Source organism: Rhodococcus sp. OK519 (assembly GCF_003051005.1).
GTDB lineage: Bacteria > Actinomycetota > Actinomycetes > Mycobacteriales > Mycobacteriaceae > Prescottella.
In genome coordinates this window covers 1-16,869 of sequence record NZ_QAOW01000021.1, presented here as the reverse complement: position 1 = coordinate 16,869, position 16,869 = coordinate 1, and the positions used below count along the sequence as shown (strand labels likewise).

Below are 16,869 nucleotides of genomic sequence, written 5' to 3'. Positions count from 1 at the left end.
GGCTTCACCCCCGATGAGAGCGGTGACGTCGAGTTCTGGCAGGTGTTTGCCGGATCTGCGACGGTGCGAGGCATTGCGGACCCGTTGTGGTTGGCGCGTCAGTCCTGCATAGGGATGGATGACCGGCTGGAGTCCCTCAGTTCGCTGGACCCCAGCGGATCGTCCTCACCGTTAGGTCTCCGTGGTCTGTAGATATGTCCAGCCGGGCAACGGTCTTTTGGGCTGGACTTCGTCAGGCGGTCAGCGACCGCTGCGTAGCACGACCAGATGTGAATCGGAGAGGGGTCGCGGCCCGCCTTCTCTGCCGCATCACGAACCGTCAACGCAGCGGATCACGGTCTCGTCCGAGAAGTGCGTATGCAGCACAACAGCATTCGTCGCTTGTCTCGCGACGGGCGAGCGTTGCTGGACCGAATGCGGTCAGGCGGATCGAAGTGTTCTCGTCGTCATAGGGATCAGCGCGGCGAATCGCGGCGAGAGGGCCTTCGATAGCGCGGATGAGTTCCGGGGCGATCGATTCCCGAACGAACACTTAGGGATTCGAATGGGGCACCGGCCTATCTCGGCTCGAACCTGGCTGTCGCCCGTGCGTACGGTGTCACTTTGGACGAGCTGGTCGATGCACCGCCGACCGGTGATCCGCGCATCAACGTGCGTACGCTGCCCACCAAGTCTCGGTGCACGGTTCGACGAGACTGACCCTGCGAGCGTGACCCGGGCTCGCGACGTTGATGAGTGCGCGGGCCGGTTTGCCGAACGCCGCGAAGGCCGGGCTCGGGCCATCGCGGCGTCGGCAATCACGCTGCTGCATGCTGCGATGGTGCAATGCACCCCGATCAGCGAGCACCCAGGGCAACGCGGGGTGGGCCTCAGCAGATGGTGCCCTCCGCGGGCATGGTGCCGTTGACCAGAAACTCGGTAATGGCGTCCTGGGCGCACGGGTTGGTGCCGAGAACGTAGACCCCGTGTCCGCTGCCGTCGACGGTGAGAAGTGTTGATCGATCACCGAACTTCTCGTGCATGATTTCGCCGCCACGCAGCGGAGTGACCGGGTCGCGTCGGTTCTGGGCGATGAGGACATTGCTCGGTCCCTTGGTCTCGACGGCAACCGGTGCCTCGGCAGGCTCGCTCTTCCAGAAAGCGCAGGGCATGATGTTCGCGGTCGCCGCACCGAACAACGGGTACCTCTGGCTGTCTTCGGCCACTGCTTGCCGGTAATCGGCGATGTCTTCCGACCATTGAACGTCGTTGCACGTCACCGCCAGAAACACCGACCAACTGTTGTCGCCCACAGAGGGCGTCGAATCGAGCGTCGGTGGCTCAGGCACCAGCATCGAATCCGGCGCAGTCCGAGCAGATTGCCAAAATTGCGCGAGACCTTCGTACGAGCGCGGGTTGTACAGCGATGCGAACGTCGCGAGCCGAAATGCCCGACCGTTCGTGCCCTCGAACCAAGCCCTATCCAACCGATCGGCGATCTCGAAGTACGTGCTGCGCACCTCGTCTGGCGTCGCCCCGAGGCCGAACCGATCATTGCGCTCTGCAGCCCATTTCGCGAAGTCCGGGAAAGTCTCCTCCATGCCCAGTCCGTACCGGCGCATACCCTCGCGATCGAGGTGAGTGTCACCGACATTGCTGTCGAGGACGATCCGGTCCGATGCATCCGGGAACATCGACGCATAGGCGGCACCGAGCGCAGTGCCGTACGAGTAGCCGAGGAAACTCGCCTTCTCCTCACCCAACGCGGCGCGAATCCGATCCAGATCCCGGGCGATGTTGGCCGTGCTGATGTGCTCGAGTCGACCATCGACATCATTGGCCGCGCAGCGCTCGGCCACCTTCTTCGAGGTCGCCACTTGCTCGTCGAACGCTGCCTCATCGTATGCAAACGGCGGCACTGCGCCGTAATACTGCAGGTCATCGGTGAACCCGCAACTGATCGCAGCCGAATGTCCGACGCCACGCAGATCCATACCGATCAGGTCGTAGCTGTTGAGAACGTCCTTCGGCATACCCAGGGACTCGAGAAATTTGGGTTGATCGAGTCCGGTGCCGCCGGGGCCACCAGGATTGAGTAACAGCACACCTCGACGTTGCTCGGGATTGCTCGACGGCAATCGCGAGATCGTGAGGTCGATCTGCTCCCCTTCGGCATCGTCGTAGTCCAGCGGCACGGGCAGGGTGGTGCACTGCAGCCGAGCCGGACCGTCCGCGGGGTTTTCGACGCCAGCGGGGCATGTACCCCACGAGAGGATCGGCGCCGGTTCTGGCTCTGCTGTACCCGGCGTGGACGGCTGAGAGCAGCCGGTCACGAGTAGGCAGATCACCGCCACTGCCGCTGCCGCTGCCGCTGCCGACTGGCGGTACGACCGGAGTTTCATGGCATTCCTTCCTCGTCGTCGGCGCCGTCATACCAATTAGCACGCCGTACTATCGTCATGATCGGGCAACATTAGCACACTGTATTAGCACGGCGTAATAGAGCTCCGACTAGGACATCTGTGATGGCCGCGATGGAAGCTTGTCGGGGCCGGAACGTTCTGGATATCTCAACCGACGAGACCGGCCGGCAAACATCCCAGACGTCGACTCCGCCTGTGGGACTGACGGTTACGCGAGGAGCTCGGCGATCGTGGCGGCGCGCGCTTTGCTGTCGCGGTGAGTTGCCAGCACACGTCGTAGTCGTCCACCGTGCGCGATGGCGCCGAGGATAGATTCATCGCGGACTTGCGTCGCCATGATCGGACCCCGGATCGCGACCGCGGATGGTGTACCGGCACCCGAGATGCCCAGGTTGCCCTCGCTCAAGATGCAACAGCCCAGCTGTGAGTTGCACGCGCCGCGGCGCGTGAGACCGCATTGATACTCGCTTCGCTCGACCCCGTCGACGCCAGCTGCGATGCTCACCGTCACTGAAGCAGACTTGGAGATCACCAATTTCGCGCAAAGCCCTACTGGGACATCGGCATCTACGCGGTAGGCGCAAAGGCTCCGTTGTTGGTGAAGGTCCTTTTGGCGAAGCGCTCCCCGATGAGCCGGTGGGTGGCGGCATCCGGGTGGAGTCGGTCCGGCAGTGGCAGTTCCGCGTAGTCGGCTTCGCCATAGAGCTCGGATCCGTCGAGGTAGTGCAGGTGCTGGTCTTCCGCGGCACGTTTCGTGACGATGGCTTCCAGCTCGGCACGGATGGCGCGGAGGGTGAGCTTTCCGGCCGCTCGATCTGTGGGGTTGCCTGTTGCGACGAACCGAAGGTGCCCGTTGCGCAGCGCATCCGTGTCGAAGGCGCCGGGGCCGGGGGTGTCTTCGTGGATCGGGCAGAAGATCGGCGAGACGACCATCAACGGCGTGTCGGGATGGCCGTCTCGGATGGTGTCGAGGAAGCCGTGCACTGCCGGGCCGAATGCGCGCATGCGCATCAGGTCGGCGTTGACGAGATTGATCCCGATCTTGATGCTGATCAGGTCCGCGCGGGTGTCACGCAGGGCACGGGCAGTGAACGGGTCGAGCAGGGCGCTGCCACCGAATCCGAGGTTGACCAGGTCCACACCCCCGAGGGCTGCTGCGAGCGCCGGCCAGGTCGAGGACGGGCTCGCCGCGTTGGACCCCTGGCTGATCGAACTGCCGTGGTGCAACCACACTCGGCGGCCCTCGCCTGACGCCGGTTCGATCGGCGCATTCGTGCGCAAACTGACCAGCTCCGTGGTCTCGTTATGCGGCAACCAGATCTCGACCCTCTTCATGCCGGCGGGCAGATCGGTGAAGCGAACCGTTCCGATTGGCCCGGACTCTCGACTGGTCGTCCCGGTGGACAGCTCGATGGACACAGTGTTTCCACCCGAACCGCCAGCTTGCGCGACGAGGTGGCCGTCGACGAGCAGGTCGTACATGCCGGCAGGGCGTGGCGGGGCGCCGAGGTACACCCGCCTGGTGCGCAGGGTGTCGAGTTCGACAACGGTTGCGCAGGTGCGGAACACCAAACGCACACCGGACGGCTGGGACTCCGCCATGGCCAGTTGGCCGTCCGTGCATTGGCTTCGCGCCTGCCGCGGAAGCCGATGCGGGAGCAGGCCGTGATCGGTGCGCTCGAGTTCGAGGGCGCCGGCCACGAAGTCCTCACTGAGGCGTGTGGTTGTCCACTGGGTCCGACTGTGCATGATTTCCACCTGATGGATCGACTGTCGATGTCCCGAGGCCGCCGGCTCCTGTCAGCGACGGCCTACGGGTAATAGGATTTTACCTATAGGTTATAGGTACTGTCCCCAGATGTGAAGGATGTGGGCTATGGCGCGAGTGGGACTGACCCTGGAACGACTAACGCGGGCTGCCGCGGAGCTGGCCGACGACGTCGGCTTCGAGCAGGTGACAGTCTCGGCGGTTGCGCGCTTGTTCGATGTCAAAGCCGCCAGCCTGTACTCCCATCTGAAGAGTTCGCAGGACCTCAAGACCCGGATCGCGCTACTCGCGCTCGAGGAGATGGCGAACCTGGCCGGCGAAGCGGTGGCCGGCCGCGCGGGCCGGGACGCATTGATCGCTTTTGCGAATGCATATCGTGACTACGCCGGAGCTAATCCCGGCCGATATGCTGCGGCCCGGATGCCGCTCGACGCCGACACCGCCGTCGCCAGCGCCGGCCCGCGCCACACGCAGATGATGCAAGCGATCCTCCGCGGCTACCACATCGCCGAACCGGAACAGGTGCATGCGATTCGCCTGATGGGAAGCGTGTTCCACGGCTACGCCAGCTTGGAAATGAGTGGCGCCTTCAGCCACAGCCCCCCGGATTCGCAGCAATCCTGGATGCGAACCCTGGATGCGCTGGACTCCCTGCTGACCAACTGGCCCGCGGAGAGCCCAGCGTGAGACGATCGGCCACTCGGACAGCCCATCAGTCATCGAGGTGAGCCGTGCGCCCAACTGCATTCAGCCCCCAGGGCGTGTTCCATCCCAGATGGTTTCAGCCTTCGGCGTGAGTTCAGCCCAATGTGCACGATGAGCCCTGCTCGGGGGTGCGGAGGTCTGTCAGGTAGGCGGTGACGATTGCGTTGACGCATTCGCTGGTGCCGGACATGGCGATGGTGTGCTGCTCGCCTTCGACGGTGAGTAGCGATCCGCCGAGGGTGTCGGCGAGAGAGACGCCGCCCTGATAGGGGGTCGTGGGGTCACCGGTGATCGAGATCGTCAGGCTGTTCGGCAGACCTTCGACGTCGGTGGCGTACGGATAGGTCAGATCGTTTTCGGCGGGCCAGGATTCGCAACCGTCTCGGGCACCGGAGACGCCGACTCCCGGATCCATGAAGGGTGCAGCCTCGTAGACGCCTGCGCGCAGGTTCTCTTCCTGTTCGGGGGTGCGTCGTTGTTCGTCGATGCAGTTGATGGCGAAGTTCGCCTCCAAGTAGTTCGACCACACTCCGTCTGCGCCGCGTTCGGCGAACGTGTCGTTGAGAGCGAGCAGAATCTCGCCGCGGCCTTGTTCTACTTCGGCGATGCCCGCCAACACCTGTGGCCAGCTGGCCTCCTGATACAGGGCGGCGATCACCGCGCCGACCGCGATGTTGTACGTGACCGGCCGGCCACTATCGGTGACGATCGCGGCGTCGATCAGCGGACGCATGATGGCGTGAAACCGTGCCGTCGATTCGGCCGGGTCGGTACCGAGCACACAGTCCGGGGACTGTGCGCAACTGGCGGCCATCAGATCGAACGCCCGCTGGAAGCCGGCGTACTGGGTCAGGCGGCGTTCCGTGGTGCCGAGTGCCGGATCCAGTGCGCCGTCGAGCACCATCGCGCGGACACGGTCGGGAAACATCTCGGCGTAGACGGCGCCCAATCGGGTGCCATAACTCTGCCCCAGATAGGTCAACTGCTCGTCTCCCAGCACGGAGCGCAGGATGTCCATGTCGCGCGCGACGTCCCGGGTGCCGACGTTGGCGAGCAGGGCTTCGCTGCCGGTGCGGCTGATGCACTGGTCCACAAGCGTCTCGGTGTCGTCGGCCGTCCACTCCCCTTGGTTCGCTGCCATGGGAAAAACGATCCCGTCCTGATCTGACTGCTCGTCGCTCAGACAGTCGATGGCCGGGGTCGATGCGCCGACACCGCGCGGGTCGAATCCCACGATGTCGAAGCTGTCGACGATGTCGGTGCCCTTCAACCCCTCCGCCGACGCGACTGCCTGCAGTGCGCCCGACCCCCCGGGGCCACCCGGGTTGACGATCAACGATCCGATCGCCTCACCTCGCGCAGGTAGGCGCGTGGCGGCGAGCTGCGCGGTATCGCCGATCGGATCGCCGTAATCGAGAGGGACGGTGAGCCGGGCGCACTCAGTCCGATCGATGACAGCGAAGATCTGGTCAGCGAGGGCGGTGCCGTATCCCTGGCACGATCCGAAATCGAGACTCTGGGTACGGAACTGCTCGATATCTGCCGCGTCGGCACTGTCGCCGGGAGCCGGGTCGGGCCCCGCGGACGTGCAGGCCGCCGCGAGTAGCGCAGCCGGCAGCAGCATTGCGGCGATGCCGATCAGGCGTGGTGGACGGTCTGATCTGTTGCTGTTCGACCGGCAGCGAAAGTTCACGGGCACCTTTGCCTCCGTTTCGTGATGAAAGTTCATCTTGGGAAGTGGACAGGTCAGGCGGGGGCCGCATATCAGGTCGTACGCCACAAGCGATCAGGCGCGCGATTTCGGCTGGTCCCGATGCCCTCCTCCGCGGCACACCTGCCATCCACAGTGACACACTGTACTAGTACAACGTGCTAGCGTCTGGACATCGAGTTCTGCAGGGCGGCGTGCCGGTCCATCACTCGATGTCGCCGTATTGATCGACCTGCTGAGGCAGGCCCACATCTCGCCGGATGTTGCGCGCAGATCGCCGACTTGCAGCCTGTCTGGATGCGACCGAACTGGATGACGAACTCGCTAGCTGAAACCCACGAAAGGAAGACTGTGCCGAACAGCACGCCGATGCGTAGCCGATGGAAAGACGACGAACGTAGGCGATGGACGAAGAGAGGCCGGGCGGTGGTCGCCGCAGCTTCGCTGCCAGGCCGGGCGGTGGTCGCCGGGGCTTCGCTGCTGCTGCTCGCCGGCTGCGCCGGCGCCGCACCGGCTGACCGCGAAAACTTGAGCGATACGGGGCTCGAACAGTTCATGGAGCAGGAACTCGAGTTCGGGCCTTGCGACCCCACGATCGTGAGCTCCCAACCTCCCGTTCCCGAGGTTATCGAGGCGGCACAGAGAGCTGAGTGCGCCACACTCACGGTGCCGATGGACTATGAAGACCTCGAGGGCGAGACTCTCGAGATCGCCGTCACGCGGAATGCCGCCACCGGCGCCGACCGCATCGGCTCTGTGATGTTGAATCCAGGCGGCCCCGGCTTTCAGTCGACGACGTTCGGCCCGCTGGTCGCCGCGCTGTGGACCGGCGGGCCGATCACCGAGCGCTTCGACATCGTCGGCTTCGATCCGCGCGGAGTCGGTCTCAGCCGTCCGGCGGTCGATTGTTACACCGACGAGGAGCGTGACGCCGACGCGCCTCTCTCGGCGCTTGGAGAATGGACGGGAGAGTCCGCACGAGCGATCGTGGACCAGTGCGCAGACGGCTCGGGAAGTAAAGAGATGCTTGGCCATCTCGGAACGCGAGATGCCGTGCGCGACATGGACGTACTCCGTTCCGCGCTCGGTGATGACAAGCTCACCTTCGCCGGTGTGAGCTACGGCACGCGCCTCGGAGCGGTGTATGCCGAGATGTTTCCCCAGAATGTCCGGGCCCTCGTTCTCGACGGCGCGGTGGATCCTCTCATGAACACCCCGGATCGCAGGATCCAGCTCAGCGAGGGGCTTCAAGCGTCGTTCCAGCGTTTCGCCGACTATTGCATGACCCAGGCCGCGTGCCCGCTCGGTACCGACCCGGCACAGGCCACCACGGCGGCGCAGGAACTCCTCAGGCCGCTCGTAGATGAGCCGCTGATCGCCGCTGACGGGCGGGAGGTCGGCTTCCTCGCCGTGAGCGAGGGAATCATCGTCGGCCTGTATTCCGAAGCGAGCTGGCCTGCCATCATCGCGGGGCTCACGGAGATGCAAGCAGGCCGGCCCGATGCTCTCCTAGCGCTGCGAGACGGGTACTACGGTCGATCCGACAGCGGTGAGTACACGAATGCCTACGAAGCGCTGTTCGCCATCAACTGCCTCGACGAAGAACGGTTCACCGCGGAGGAGATGGCTCAGCTCGGCGACGAGTTGAACGAAGCAGCGCCATTCCTGGACCCGGGAACCAGTCCCGCAACTCAAGACGGATGCGAGTTCTGGCCTGCTGAACCGACACTCGGCTACCCCTACGCCACGGATATCGACGGGCTTCCGGAGGTACTCGTGGTCTCGGCAACCGGAGACCCGGTGACGCCTCACGAAGGCGGTGTCAGCTTGGCCGAGGTCCTCGGGGCACGGCTACTCACCGTCGATGGCAACCAGCACGGGACAGTCATCTCTCGCAACGAATGTATCGACGGGATTGTCGCCGACTATCTGGTCAACCTCGAGCTGCCGGACGAGGGTGCGCGCTGCCGTCTAGGAACCTGACCTGCGGCCCGATCGCGCTGCGCGCTTCCGTTCGCCGGCACTGAACCGACTGTGGTGCACAAGGATCGAACAGGCCATGAGCACACCCACACCGGCGCCACCAGTGACGTGAGCGCCCCGGAGGCGACGTTCTCGTCGGAGCATCCGGCAGCGTCGCCGGCTCGCGGGAGAGTCTGCCACCGGATACCCGCACCGTGCCCCGGCAGTCCACCCCCGGACGCCGGGGCACACCTCTATCCGGGGGACTGTCCGCACGGGATCGGGTCACTCCAGAATTTGTCACAGCCCCATGCGACCCATCAGGACTGGGTGCGACGCCATGGCGCAGGCGGAATCCCCACCAAAGGCCTACCCGCTATATCCATCCATTGCCCCTCACTGCCCTCGGGTCGGTGAGTTGCACAAGCCGTCGTGCAGGATCGAAGCAATCCGCTCCGCGTCTTCCCTCCACCCTTCCGTGCGGATCCCGCAGATTCCGCCGAGAGCGCGCAGAACGATGCGCCCGTCGACGTCGGCGCGGATGAGACCGGCAGCGGCCCCGGCAGCGAGTAGTTCGTCGAGGGCGCGGGCCATCTCGTCGCGTGCGTCCTCGAAGACGGGGGAGTCGGTAGCCATGATGCTCTCGAGGGCTTCCCCCATTCCCCTCCCGACTGCCGCGTGCTCCACGAGCGAGAGGAGGAAGACGCGTAGGGCGTCGTCCGGGGCGTGCTGTTCGAGAAGCTGCCCAGAGGTTGCGCAGAGCGTCTCGACTTCCTGGCGGTAAACCTCCGCTACGAGTGCCTCGCGTGTGTCGAAGTGCCGGTACAGCGTGCCGATGGACACACCGGCTCGGCGGGCGATCTCGTCGACATGGGCGGTCTCGTCGCCGAGGAAGGCCTGCCGCGCTGCAGTGAGGAGTGATTCGCGGTTGCGGCGGGCATCGGCACGCAGCGGGCGTGGTGACGGCAAGATCGATTCCTCCAAAAGGTGAGTCCGACTCCGTTTACGTGTACGGTTTCCGGAGTCTGGTTCACATTACTGAAGGAGTGCGTCAATGGCGATCGCGAACGACGAGTTCGGCGGCCTCCGGGTGCTGGTGACGGGCGGCAGTCGGGGCCTGGGGGAGGCGACGGCTCGGCGCTTCGCCTCCGCCGGAGCCACGGTGCTGACCGCCTCTCGAACTCCGCCTCCGGACGACCTACCCGCGACCTTCATCCGCGCCGACCTGCGGTCGGAGGAGGGGGTGGCAGACCTCGGCCGGCGAGTAGTGGACAGCGTCGGAGGTGTCGACATCGTGGTCAACAACGCAGGCGCGGCCACCGGGCCGATGCCGACCCTGGAGCGGTCCGATGCCTCCTGGCTGGCGGATCTGGAGATGAACCTGCTCAGCGCGGTGCGCCTCGACCGCGCGCTGGTTCCCGGAATGATCGAACGCGGCTCGGGTGTCGTCGTGCACGTGTCCTCGATAGCGAGCCATCTGCCCCAGCCAGCCGAGGCTTCCTACGCCGCGTCCAAGGCGGCACTCAATGCCTACAGCCGCGAGTTGGCAACGGCAGTGGGCGGGCACGGCGTACGCGTGGTGTGCGTTCTGCCGGGCTTCATCGTCACCGAGGGTGCGCGCCAACACCTCCAGCAGATGGCCGACAGTCAGGGCGCCGATATCGACGGCATCACCCAGCAGATCGTGGACCACCTGAAGGTGCCGATGGGGCGCCCCGGCGAACCCGAGGACATCGCAGAGATGATCGCGTTCCTTGCGTCGAGCCGCGGCAAGTGGCTCACCGGCGCCCAATTCCGCGTCGACGGCGGCATCATCCCCACGGTCTGAGCCGCACCATCCCACAAGGAACGAGGAGAAACACCATGAACTTTTCCCTGGCATCACTGGTTGTGGATTCCGGCGATCTGGAGAGCGAAAGTGCGTTCTGGCACAGCTTGCTCGGCGGATCGATCACCAGAGCGGAAACGCATCATTTTCTGCAGGCCGATGGACTCCCGGTGATCGTGGTCCAGCATGCACCGCAGCATGTTCCGCCGCAATGGCCTGACGGGACGCCTCAACAAATCCACTTCGACCTCAGCACGGATGACGCGCTGGCCGCGGACACGCGTGTTCTCGACGCCGGCGGTCGACGGCTGCGGCCGACAGACGATCCCGTCGCCCCCGCGCAAGGAGGTTCGCGTGTGTACGCCAGCCCGGCCGGGCACCCGTTCTGCATTCGCGCGGTGTAAAGCCGAAACCTCGGGGCCCCAGAAGGCTCGGTTCCGCGGAGAACCTACTGGCGCTGAGGGGCGTTTCGGCAGGAGTGGCGCTGTCGGTTCACGAAACCGGACGCCGCGGACATCCCCACCTCGATGTACGCGAAGTACTCGTCCGTGCCGACCGCCCACATGTGGTCGCTGACCACCCCGGACTGTCTGCGGGGACCATCGCGAACACCCTGGCCAGTGTCGTTCTCTGCGCCGGGGCGCTCGCGTTCGGCGGGTACGCCGCCCTGCTGACGCATTTCGGCGCGTCGAGGTGTGCGATTCTGGTTCAGTTGTACTCGATGAACGAGTTACGAGGGCTACGCGTCCACCTCGCTGCGTTTGCCGCGGGTGGCATTCTGAGCATCGCCAGTGACCGGCCTCTTGCAAAGCAGACTTCATCGCGCCGAGTGACGGCCTATGCCGCGGGGTTGGTGGGCGCGGCAGTTGTGTATCCGACCGCACACCTGGGGCGGCGCGCACATTCGGACATCCTTACCCGCGAGTGGATCGCAGTGCTCGCGACTACCACTCTGTCTCTTGGTGCAGCGTTCCTGCCAAAACCCTGGTCCGCCCGTGTGATCGCAGGTGGATGGCTTGCGCATGCCGCTTTCGACCTCGCACACGAGCGAGGCTCATCGTCACGGCTGCCAAGGTGGTATCCCGCGCTGTGCGCTGGCTACGACGTGGGTGTGGCGGCGCTGCTAGCGCCCGACTCCATGAATAGGTGACTCGACCACCTTCGGCGCCGTCGCCGGACTGGTATTGGCGCAGGAGGCTGGATGACAGCCTTGCCGGCCGACGGGACGCGGAGCTTGGGCCCTGCGGTCTATCGGAGTTCGGGAATTGCTTTCTGCTTCGCGACGGTCTTGTCGGTGCTGCTTAAACCCTGCGTTCGTCGCCGTTGCGATAGGCCACGCCGACTCCTTCGATGCCCCGATTCATGACGGTGACTTCGCCGGGTTCGTCGGGATGAGTGCTGGTGTTTCCGTACGTGGTGCCGACCGCGGCGACCTATAGCACTCGTCCGTCCGGCATCCGGATGCTCTGACCTTCAGACGACATCTGCTGGCTCTGATCTCGTTGTCGTGGTCCCGGGTGGTCAAGCGCCGCGTCGGAGACGGGCTTGACCCTGCCCCTAGGGCACGGTCTGGAATGGACGCGATTCGGAATACTTTGGGAAACAGTGCCTCTCGGCACCACAACTCGGCGGTCGATGCTAGGAAAGGAAAGGACTTCGATGAATACTGTCGTGTCAGGGCGCGAGTTGCGTCCGCTGGGGGCGTTCGAGCGCATCATCGATCTTTACATGTATCGCAACCCTGTTCAGTTCTCACTCGCAGTCGAGTGTGGTCGCGTCGTGTCCGAATCGGAGGTCAAGGTGGCGCTGAGTCGTCTGCAAACGGCGCACCCCCTACTCGCCGCGATGATCGACCGGAGCGGAAGTCGGCCGGTGTTCCGGCATACCGACGGCGCCATCGGTGTGCGCATCGCGCTCGATTCGACGTGGCAGGAGCAGGCAGCTGTCGAGCAGTCCAAGGCCATCGCGCCGTCACCGGGACCACTGGTGCGCGTTGTCCTTCTTCCCGACGCTCCGACGCCCGAGCGTACGACCATCGTGTTGACATTCTCGCACCAGGTCACGGACGGCCGTGGTGCTCTGCGCGCCGCGCACGATCTTCTCGCCGCTGTGGGAGGCCGTGATATCGGCGTCCGTAACCTACCCAGGGCGCAGGAAGATTTGATGCGCCAGCTCGACACGGAACCCGAACCATCCGAGCAGAACGAGGCTGCGGGCGGCGAACACCCTGCGCCCCGCCCTGCAGCCCGACTGCGTCCGTTCGACGAGAACACGCCCCCCGCGGTGGAACATGCAGAACTCGACGAGGCCACAATGCTACGGATCCGCCGAAGCGCTCGTTCTCGTTCCTGCACGGTGCAATCGATGCTGTGCGCGGCTGCAGCGTTGACGCTGTTTGAGGGCTCGGACCGGCAGAGGGTGCGAATCAACGTGCCGATCGACCTGCGCCGGGCGGTCGGTCTCGAGGACGATGTCGCCGTCCGCTTCACTGCGACCTGCGTCGTTCTCTGTCGCCCGTCGCTGCCGGACTTCTGGGAACTCGCCGCGGCAGCCGCCGCGCAGCTCGCTGCCGCGCGCATCCGGGATGCCGCCCGAAACTCGGTCCTTGCTCTGGCTTCGCTGGATGTGGGCGATGCCGATGACGCCGAACAGGCGATGCTTGCTGCTACGAACGCCGACATCGAGATCACGAATCTCGGGATCGTGGATTCCGAAACGGACAATGCTCTGGAGCAGGCGATCTGGGGTCCGGTGATGAGTACCCAGGTTGATCACGAGCAGATCCTGGGAGTCATCACCCGTGGCGGTCGGCTGCGCATGACGATGACCAGTCACGAGGCAGTGGCCGGCCTACTGTCGGGTATCGTCGCTCAGCTCACCAGCGCCGTCTCCTGAGGGCGGCAGCGTCGATGCCGCGGCGAGCGGGTAGTACTGCCTCTGTTAGAGATGACGCAGATCGTTCCCCTCCTGCTCATCATCGCTTCCTCGACGGGCGTGCCCCTGCGGTGGCGTTGATGCCTTCGCGCGGCGGTTGACTGTGCCCTTAGGGCACGGTTCAGAATGTTGTCATTTGATGACGGACACCAGAGCACGGGAGACGACATGGGATGGAGCACTCGCGAACTCGCTGAACTCGCGGGGGCCACCGTGAAGGCAGTCCGGCACTACCACGACATCGGTGTCCTCGATCAGCCGGCTAGGGCCTCTAATGGGTACAAGCAGTACGGTGTCGCGCACCTGCTCCGGGTGTTGCAGATCAAGCGTCTGACGGCGCTCGGTTTCTCGCTCGCTCAGATTGCGGCGATGGGCGAGGAGGTGAGTCATCCCGAGCACGCCCTGCGCGCGCTGGACGCCGAGCTGGAGGCGACGATCGAACGGTTGCAGCGGGCGCGGGTTGAATTGGAGCTGATTCTGCGGCATTCTGCCCGACCGGATCTGCCCCGGGACATTGCCTTGGCGAATCGAAACGGTGAATTGACCGATGCCGACCAGTCTTTCGCTACCTACCTGAGCAGCGTGCTCGACCCGCCTGCCCTTGACGCGTACACCGAAATACTTCGCACCCCCGCCACGCCAGCCGGTGCGGACTTCGATGAATTACCAACCGACGCAGACGAATCGACGCGGGCCGACCTCGCTGTCCGCATGATTCCGGAGGTGGCGGCACTGACAGACAAGCACCCCGGCGTGATCGCAGGACTCACCGCCGGCGGCCAACGCACGATGCAGGACGTCATGGATGTGATGTCCGAGCTCTACAACCCCGCCCAGCTCGACGTCTTGCGCCGCGTGGGTCTCGGCCTGCGCGACTGACGACAACCCGACGAAGCACGATTCACCCTGTCTCTCGAGTGGAGTTCTACACCCATGTTCAAATCCCGACGAAAGCTCGCGGCTGCCGCGGTGGCGATAGCGTCGACGATGTGCGTGGCTCTTAGCGCGTGCAGTTCCGGCTCGGCGGGCACGGGCGCACAAAGCCCCGAACCGGAACCGTCGACCGAGCTGCATCGGTTCTACGACCAGACCCTGACGTTCGAGGCGTGCGAGGGATATGCGACGACCTCTGCAGACCGGGCCTCGTTCACCCTGGACCCCAGGTTCCGATGCGCCCGTATGGAAGTGCCACTGGACTACCGCGATCCAGAAGGGAAGACGGCGTCGATTGCACTGTTGAAGGCGCCCGCCAGGGGTGAACCCATCGGGTCGCTGGTACTCAATCCCGGAGGCCCTGGGGGAGCGGGCATGGGCATGGCTGCGCTCGCGGCGGGGTCGCTGAGCCAGAGCCGAGTGACGGAGAAATTTGACCTGGTCGGTTTCGATCCGCGCGGTGTCGCGGCGTCCGCACCTGCGATCGATTGCTTCACGGACGCGGAAATCGATGCGGGACAGGGCACTACGACAGTGTTGACCGGATCCGGGTCCTGGACCGAATCGGACACCCGGACGATCGTGGAACGCTGCTCGCAACGGTCCGGCGGAGACGATGTCCTCTCTGCGGTCGGAACCCGCAACGCTGCCCGCGATATGGACGTCCTTCGCGCAGTGCTCGGTGACGATCGGCTGACCTTCCTAGGACGTAGTTACGGCACCAGGCTGGGCGCGGTGTACGCCGAGATGTTCCCAGCCAACGTCAGGGCGATGGTGTTTGACGGCGGCATCGACCCACATCTGGGCACGGCCGAACGCCGAGTGGCGCAATTCCAGCAGTTCCAAAAGGCCTTCGACGACATGGCAGTCGACTGCGCGTTGACGCCGGATTGTGCGCTCGGAACTGACCCGAGCCGAGCCGTAGATGTCTTCCACAGCATCGCGCGACCACTGATCGAGAATCCGATTGTGACGGCCGAGGGCCGGCTTATGGATTTCGACGCCGCATATGGCGCGGTGACGGCGGGTCTGTTCGACTCCAGGGTGTGGCCGGTCATCACCAAGGGAATCGGTGAAGTGCGCAACGGATCACCGGATACGCTGCTGCAGATCAGCGACGTGTTCGGCGGACGCGGCGAGGACGGTCTTTACCCCAATTCTTCCGAAGCAAACTTCGCGATCAACTGTATGGATGAGCAGCGCCACACGCCGGAACAGGAAGTCGAACTCAAACGCAGAATCCACGAGGTGGCGCCGTTTACTGATGCCGGACTCGGCGCCGACGGAGCGCGTGATGCGTGCGAATCGTGGCCCGTTGAACCAGATCTGGACTATCCATACGCCACTGGTATCAGTGGACTACCCGACACGCTCACCATCTCGATCACCGGTGATCCGACGACGCCCTACGACGGCGGCGCGAGCCTTGCCGACACACTGGGCGGGAGCCTGCTCACCGTAGACGGTAAGCAGCACACCATCGCAGTCGACGGAACCAACGAATGTGTTGACGACATAGTCGCCGACTATCTCGTCGACCTCGAGTCGCCTCCGGAGCAGGCAAAGTGCAGTCTGTGACGCCCCGCGTCACACGATTCGGCCGGCGCCGCGACCGCCGCGGCGCAAGGATGACAGGAGAGACAATGCAGGCAGAACATGACTGGGACCAGCTGGCAGCATCGCTGAGCGCATCCATTGATGGGCAGGTCATTGCGCCCGCTGATGAAGCGTTCGAGGGAAGTGCTGCTCTGTGGAGCGCACGTCGGCCGCGCCGTCCCGCACTCATTGCACGAGTGGCTGGTGCCCCGGATGTGCAGCGCGTTCTGCAGGCGACCCCTCTGGCAGCCCGCGTCGGCATCCGCGGTCGCGGGCACGATTGGGCAGGCAGTGCGCACGCCGAGGGTGGGATCACTATCGACCTGTCGCAGATGCGTGACGTTCAGATTGACGTCGACGCCCGGACCGCTCGCGTGGAAGGCGGTGCACGGCTGGATGATTTGATGGACGCTGCCGGCGAGCACGGTCTGGCTGCGGCGGTCGGGACGGTCAATGAGGTTGGCGTGATCGGGCTCACACTGGGCGGGGGCTACGGGCCCTACCTTGGCACCATAGGTCTTGCCGCCGACAACATCATCTCCGCAGACGTCGTGCTCGCTGACGGATCGATCACGAGGGCATCGGCGGACGAGAACGCGGACCTGTTGTGGGCGCTTCGGGGCGGGGGTGGAAACTTCGGTGTCGTCACGTCGCTCGAGATTGGCCTTACCGAACTGCCTGAAGTTCTTGCAGGTGTTATCGCCTTCGGTACGAACGAGATCCGAGACGTCCTCACCAGGTTCGATCGGCTGCTTCCCAGCGTTCCGGACGAGCTCGCACTGCGCCCCGCGATTACGAGCGGCCCTGACGGCAACCCTGCGTTGCTCATGGCGGTGCAGTGGAGCGGTGATGCCCGGGAGGGGGTGCCGTGGGTGCAGGCTGCGGAGAAGCTCGGAACGCCGCTGATGTCCGAGGTACACTCGGCCACGCCCGCTCAGGCGCTGCATGCCCTCGACGGGATGTTTCCCGCGGGACAGCACTACACGGTTCGGACGGTGTCGTTGCCCGGTCTTACCCCTGCGGCAATCGA

12 protein-coding genes and 1 pseudogene are annotated in these 16,869 nt (G+C 64.8%); 9 read left to right on the top strand and 4 right to left on the bottom strand.

From position 1 onward, the window contains the following. Window positions 1-573: 573 nt before the first annotated feature. Window positions 574-657 (top strand): annotated as a pseudogene (locus C8K36_RS25350) (XRE family transcriptional regulator); the annotation flags it as partial. 212 nt (window positions 658-869) lie between these two features. Here C8K36_RS25350 and C8K36_RS24270 read toward each other — a convergent pair. Next, the gene (locus tag C8K36_RS24270; protein ID WP_107987568.1) at window positions 870-2,381 is read right to left on the bottom strand and encodes an alpha/beta hydrolase; all 1,512 of its coding nucleotides are present in this window, start codon (window positions 2,379-2,381) and stop codon (window positions 870-872) included. A gap of 588 nt (window positions 2,382-2,969) precedes the next feature. Further along, on the bottom strand, window positions 2,970-4,151 hold the full coding sequence (locus tag C8K36_RS24260) for a GDSL-type esterase/lipase family protein (protein ID WP_107987574.1): 1,182 nt from the start codon (window positions 4,149-4,151) through the stop codon (window positions 2,970-2,972). Window positions 4,152-4,278: 127 nt separating this feature from the next. Between C8K36_RS24260 and C8K36_RS24255 the strand changes: the two genes are divergently transcribed. Then, on the top strand, window positions 4,279-4,857 hold the full coding sequence (locus tag C8K36_RS24255) for a TetR/AcrR family transcriptional regulator (protein ID WP_107987566.1): 579 nt from the start codon (window positions 4,279-4,281) through the stop codon (window positions 4,855-4,857). Between the two features lie 112 nt (window positions 4,858-4,969). Here the strand turns inward: C8K36_RS24255 and C8K36_RS24250 are convergent, their stop codons facing one another. After that, window positions 4,970-6,574 carry an alpha/beta fold hydrolase gene (locus C8K36_RS24250; protein ID WP_219910048.1) on the bottom strand — a complete coding sequence of 535 codons (1,605 nt, stop codon included), beginning with the start codon at window positions 6,572-6,574 and terminating at the stop codon, window positions 4,970-4,972. A gap of 438 nt (window positions 6,575-7,012) precedes the next feature. On the opposite strand from C8K36_RS24250, the gene C8K36_RS24245 reads away from it, so the two are divergent. Beyond that, window positions 7,013-8,569, top strand: coding sequence for an alpha/beta hydrolase (locus tag C8K36_RS24245; RefSeq protein WP_219910047.1), 1,557 nt, complete (start codon window positions 7,013-7,015; stop codon window positions 8,567-8,569). Between the two features lie 375 nt (window positions 8,570-8,944). On the opposite strand, the gene C8K36_RS24240 is transcribed toward C8K36_RS24245, so the two are convergent. After that, the gene (locus C8K36_RS24240) at window positions 8,945-9,517 is read right to left on the bottom strand and encodes a TetR/AcrR family transcriptional regulator (protein ID WP_107987572.1); all 573 of its coding nucleotides are present in this window, start codon (window positions 9,515-9,517) and stop codon (window positions 8,945-8,947) included. Between the two features lie 85 nt (window positions 9,518-9,602). On the opposite strand from C8K36_RS24240, the gene C8K36_RS24235 reads away from it, so the two are divergent. The 6 genes from C8K36_RS24235 to C8K36_RS24205 form a co-directional block, all read left to right on the top strand. Then, entirely contained in the window at window positions 9,603-10,376 is a 774-nt protein-coding gene (locus C8K36_RS24235) for an SDR family oxidoreductase (RefSeq protein ID WP_107987564.1), read from the top strand. A 35-nt stretch (window positions 10,377-10,411) separates the two neighbouring features. Beyond that, window positions 10,412-10,780 carry a VOC family protein gene (locus tag C8K36_RS24230; protein WP_107987563.1) on the top strand — a complete coding sequence of 123 codons (369 nt, stop codon included), beginning with the start codon at window positions 10,412-10,414 and terminating at the stop codon, window positions 10,778-10,780. Window positions 10,781-12,035: 1,255 nt separating this feature from the next. Then, window positions 12,036-13,271, top strand: coding sequence for a peptide synthetase (locus C8K36_RS24220; protein WP_146176540.1), 1,236 nt, complete (start codon window positions 12,036-12,038; stop codon window positions 13,269-13,271). Window positions 13,272-13,436: 165 nt separating this feature from the next. Beyond that, the gene (locus tag C8K36_RS24215) at window positions 13,437-14,189 is read left to right on the top strand and encodes a MerR family transcriptional regulator (protein WP_420910941.1); all 753 of its coding nucleotides are present in this window, start codon (window positions 13,437-13,439) and stop codon (window positions 14,187-14,189) included. Window positions 14,190-14,243: 54 nt separating this feature from the next. Then, complete coding sequence (locus C8K36_RS24210; RefSeq protein WP_107987560.1) at window positions 14,244-15,821, top strand: alpha/beta hydrolase; 1,578 nt, start codon at window positions 14,244-14,246, stop codon at window positions 15,819-15,821. A 65-nt stretch (window positions 15,822-15,886) separates the two neighbouring features. Continuing rightward, on the top strand, window positions 15,887-16,869 hold a 983-nt coding region (locus tag C8K36_RS24205; protein WP_181319714.1), incomplete at its 3' end, for an FAD-binding oxidoreductase.

Bases quoted from the DNA above. Each gene is read 5' to 3' on its own strand.
- C8K36_RS24270 (WP_107987568.1), bottom strand. From the start codon at position 2,381: ATGAAACTCCGGTCGTACCGCCAGTCGGCAGCGGCAGCGGCAGCGGCA.
- C8K36_RS24260 (WP_107987574.1), bottom strand. From the start codon at position 4,151: ATGCACAGTCGGACCCAGTGGACAACCACACGCCTCAGTGAGGACTTC.
- C8K36_RS24255 (WP_107987566.1), top strand. From the start codon at position 4,279: ATGGCGCGAGTGGGACTGACCCTGGAACGACTAACGCGGGCTGCCGCG.
- C8K36_RS24235 (WP_107987564.1), top strand. From the start codon at position 9,603: ATGGCGATCGCGAACGACGAGTTCGGCGGCCTCCGGGTGCTGGTGACG.
- C8K36_RS24230 (WP_107987563.1), top strand. From the start codon at position 10,412: ATGAACTTTTCCCTGGCATCACTGGTTGTGGATTCCGGCGATCTGGAG.
- C8K36_RS24220 (WP_146176540.1), top strand. From the start codon at position 12,036: ATGAATACTGTCGTGTCAGGGCGCGAGTTGCGTCCGCTGGGGGCGTTC.
- C8K36_RS24215 (WP_420910941.1), top strand. From the start codon at position 13,437: ATGTTGTCATTTGATGACGGACACCAGAGCACGGGAGACGACATGGGA.
- C8K36_RS24210 (WP_107987560.1), top strand. From the start codon at position 14,244: ATGTTCAAATCCCGACGAAAGCTCGCGGCTGCCGCGGTGGCGATAGCG.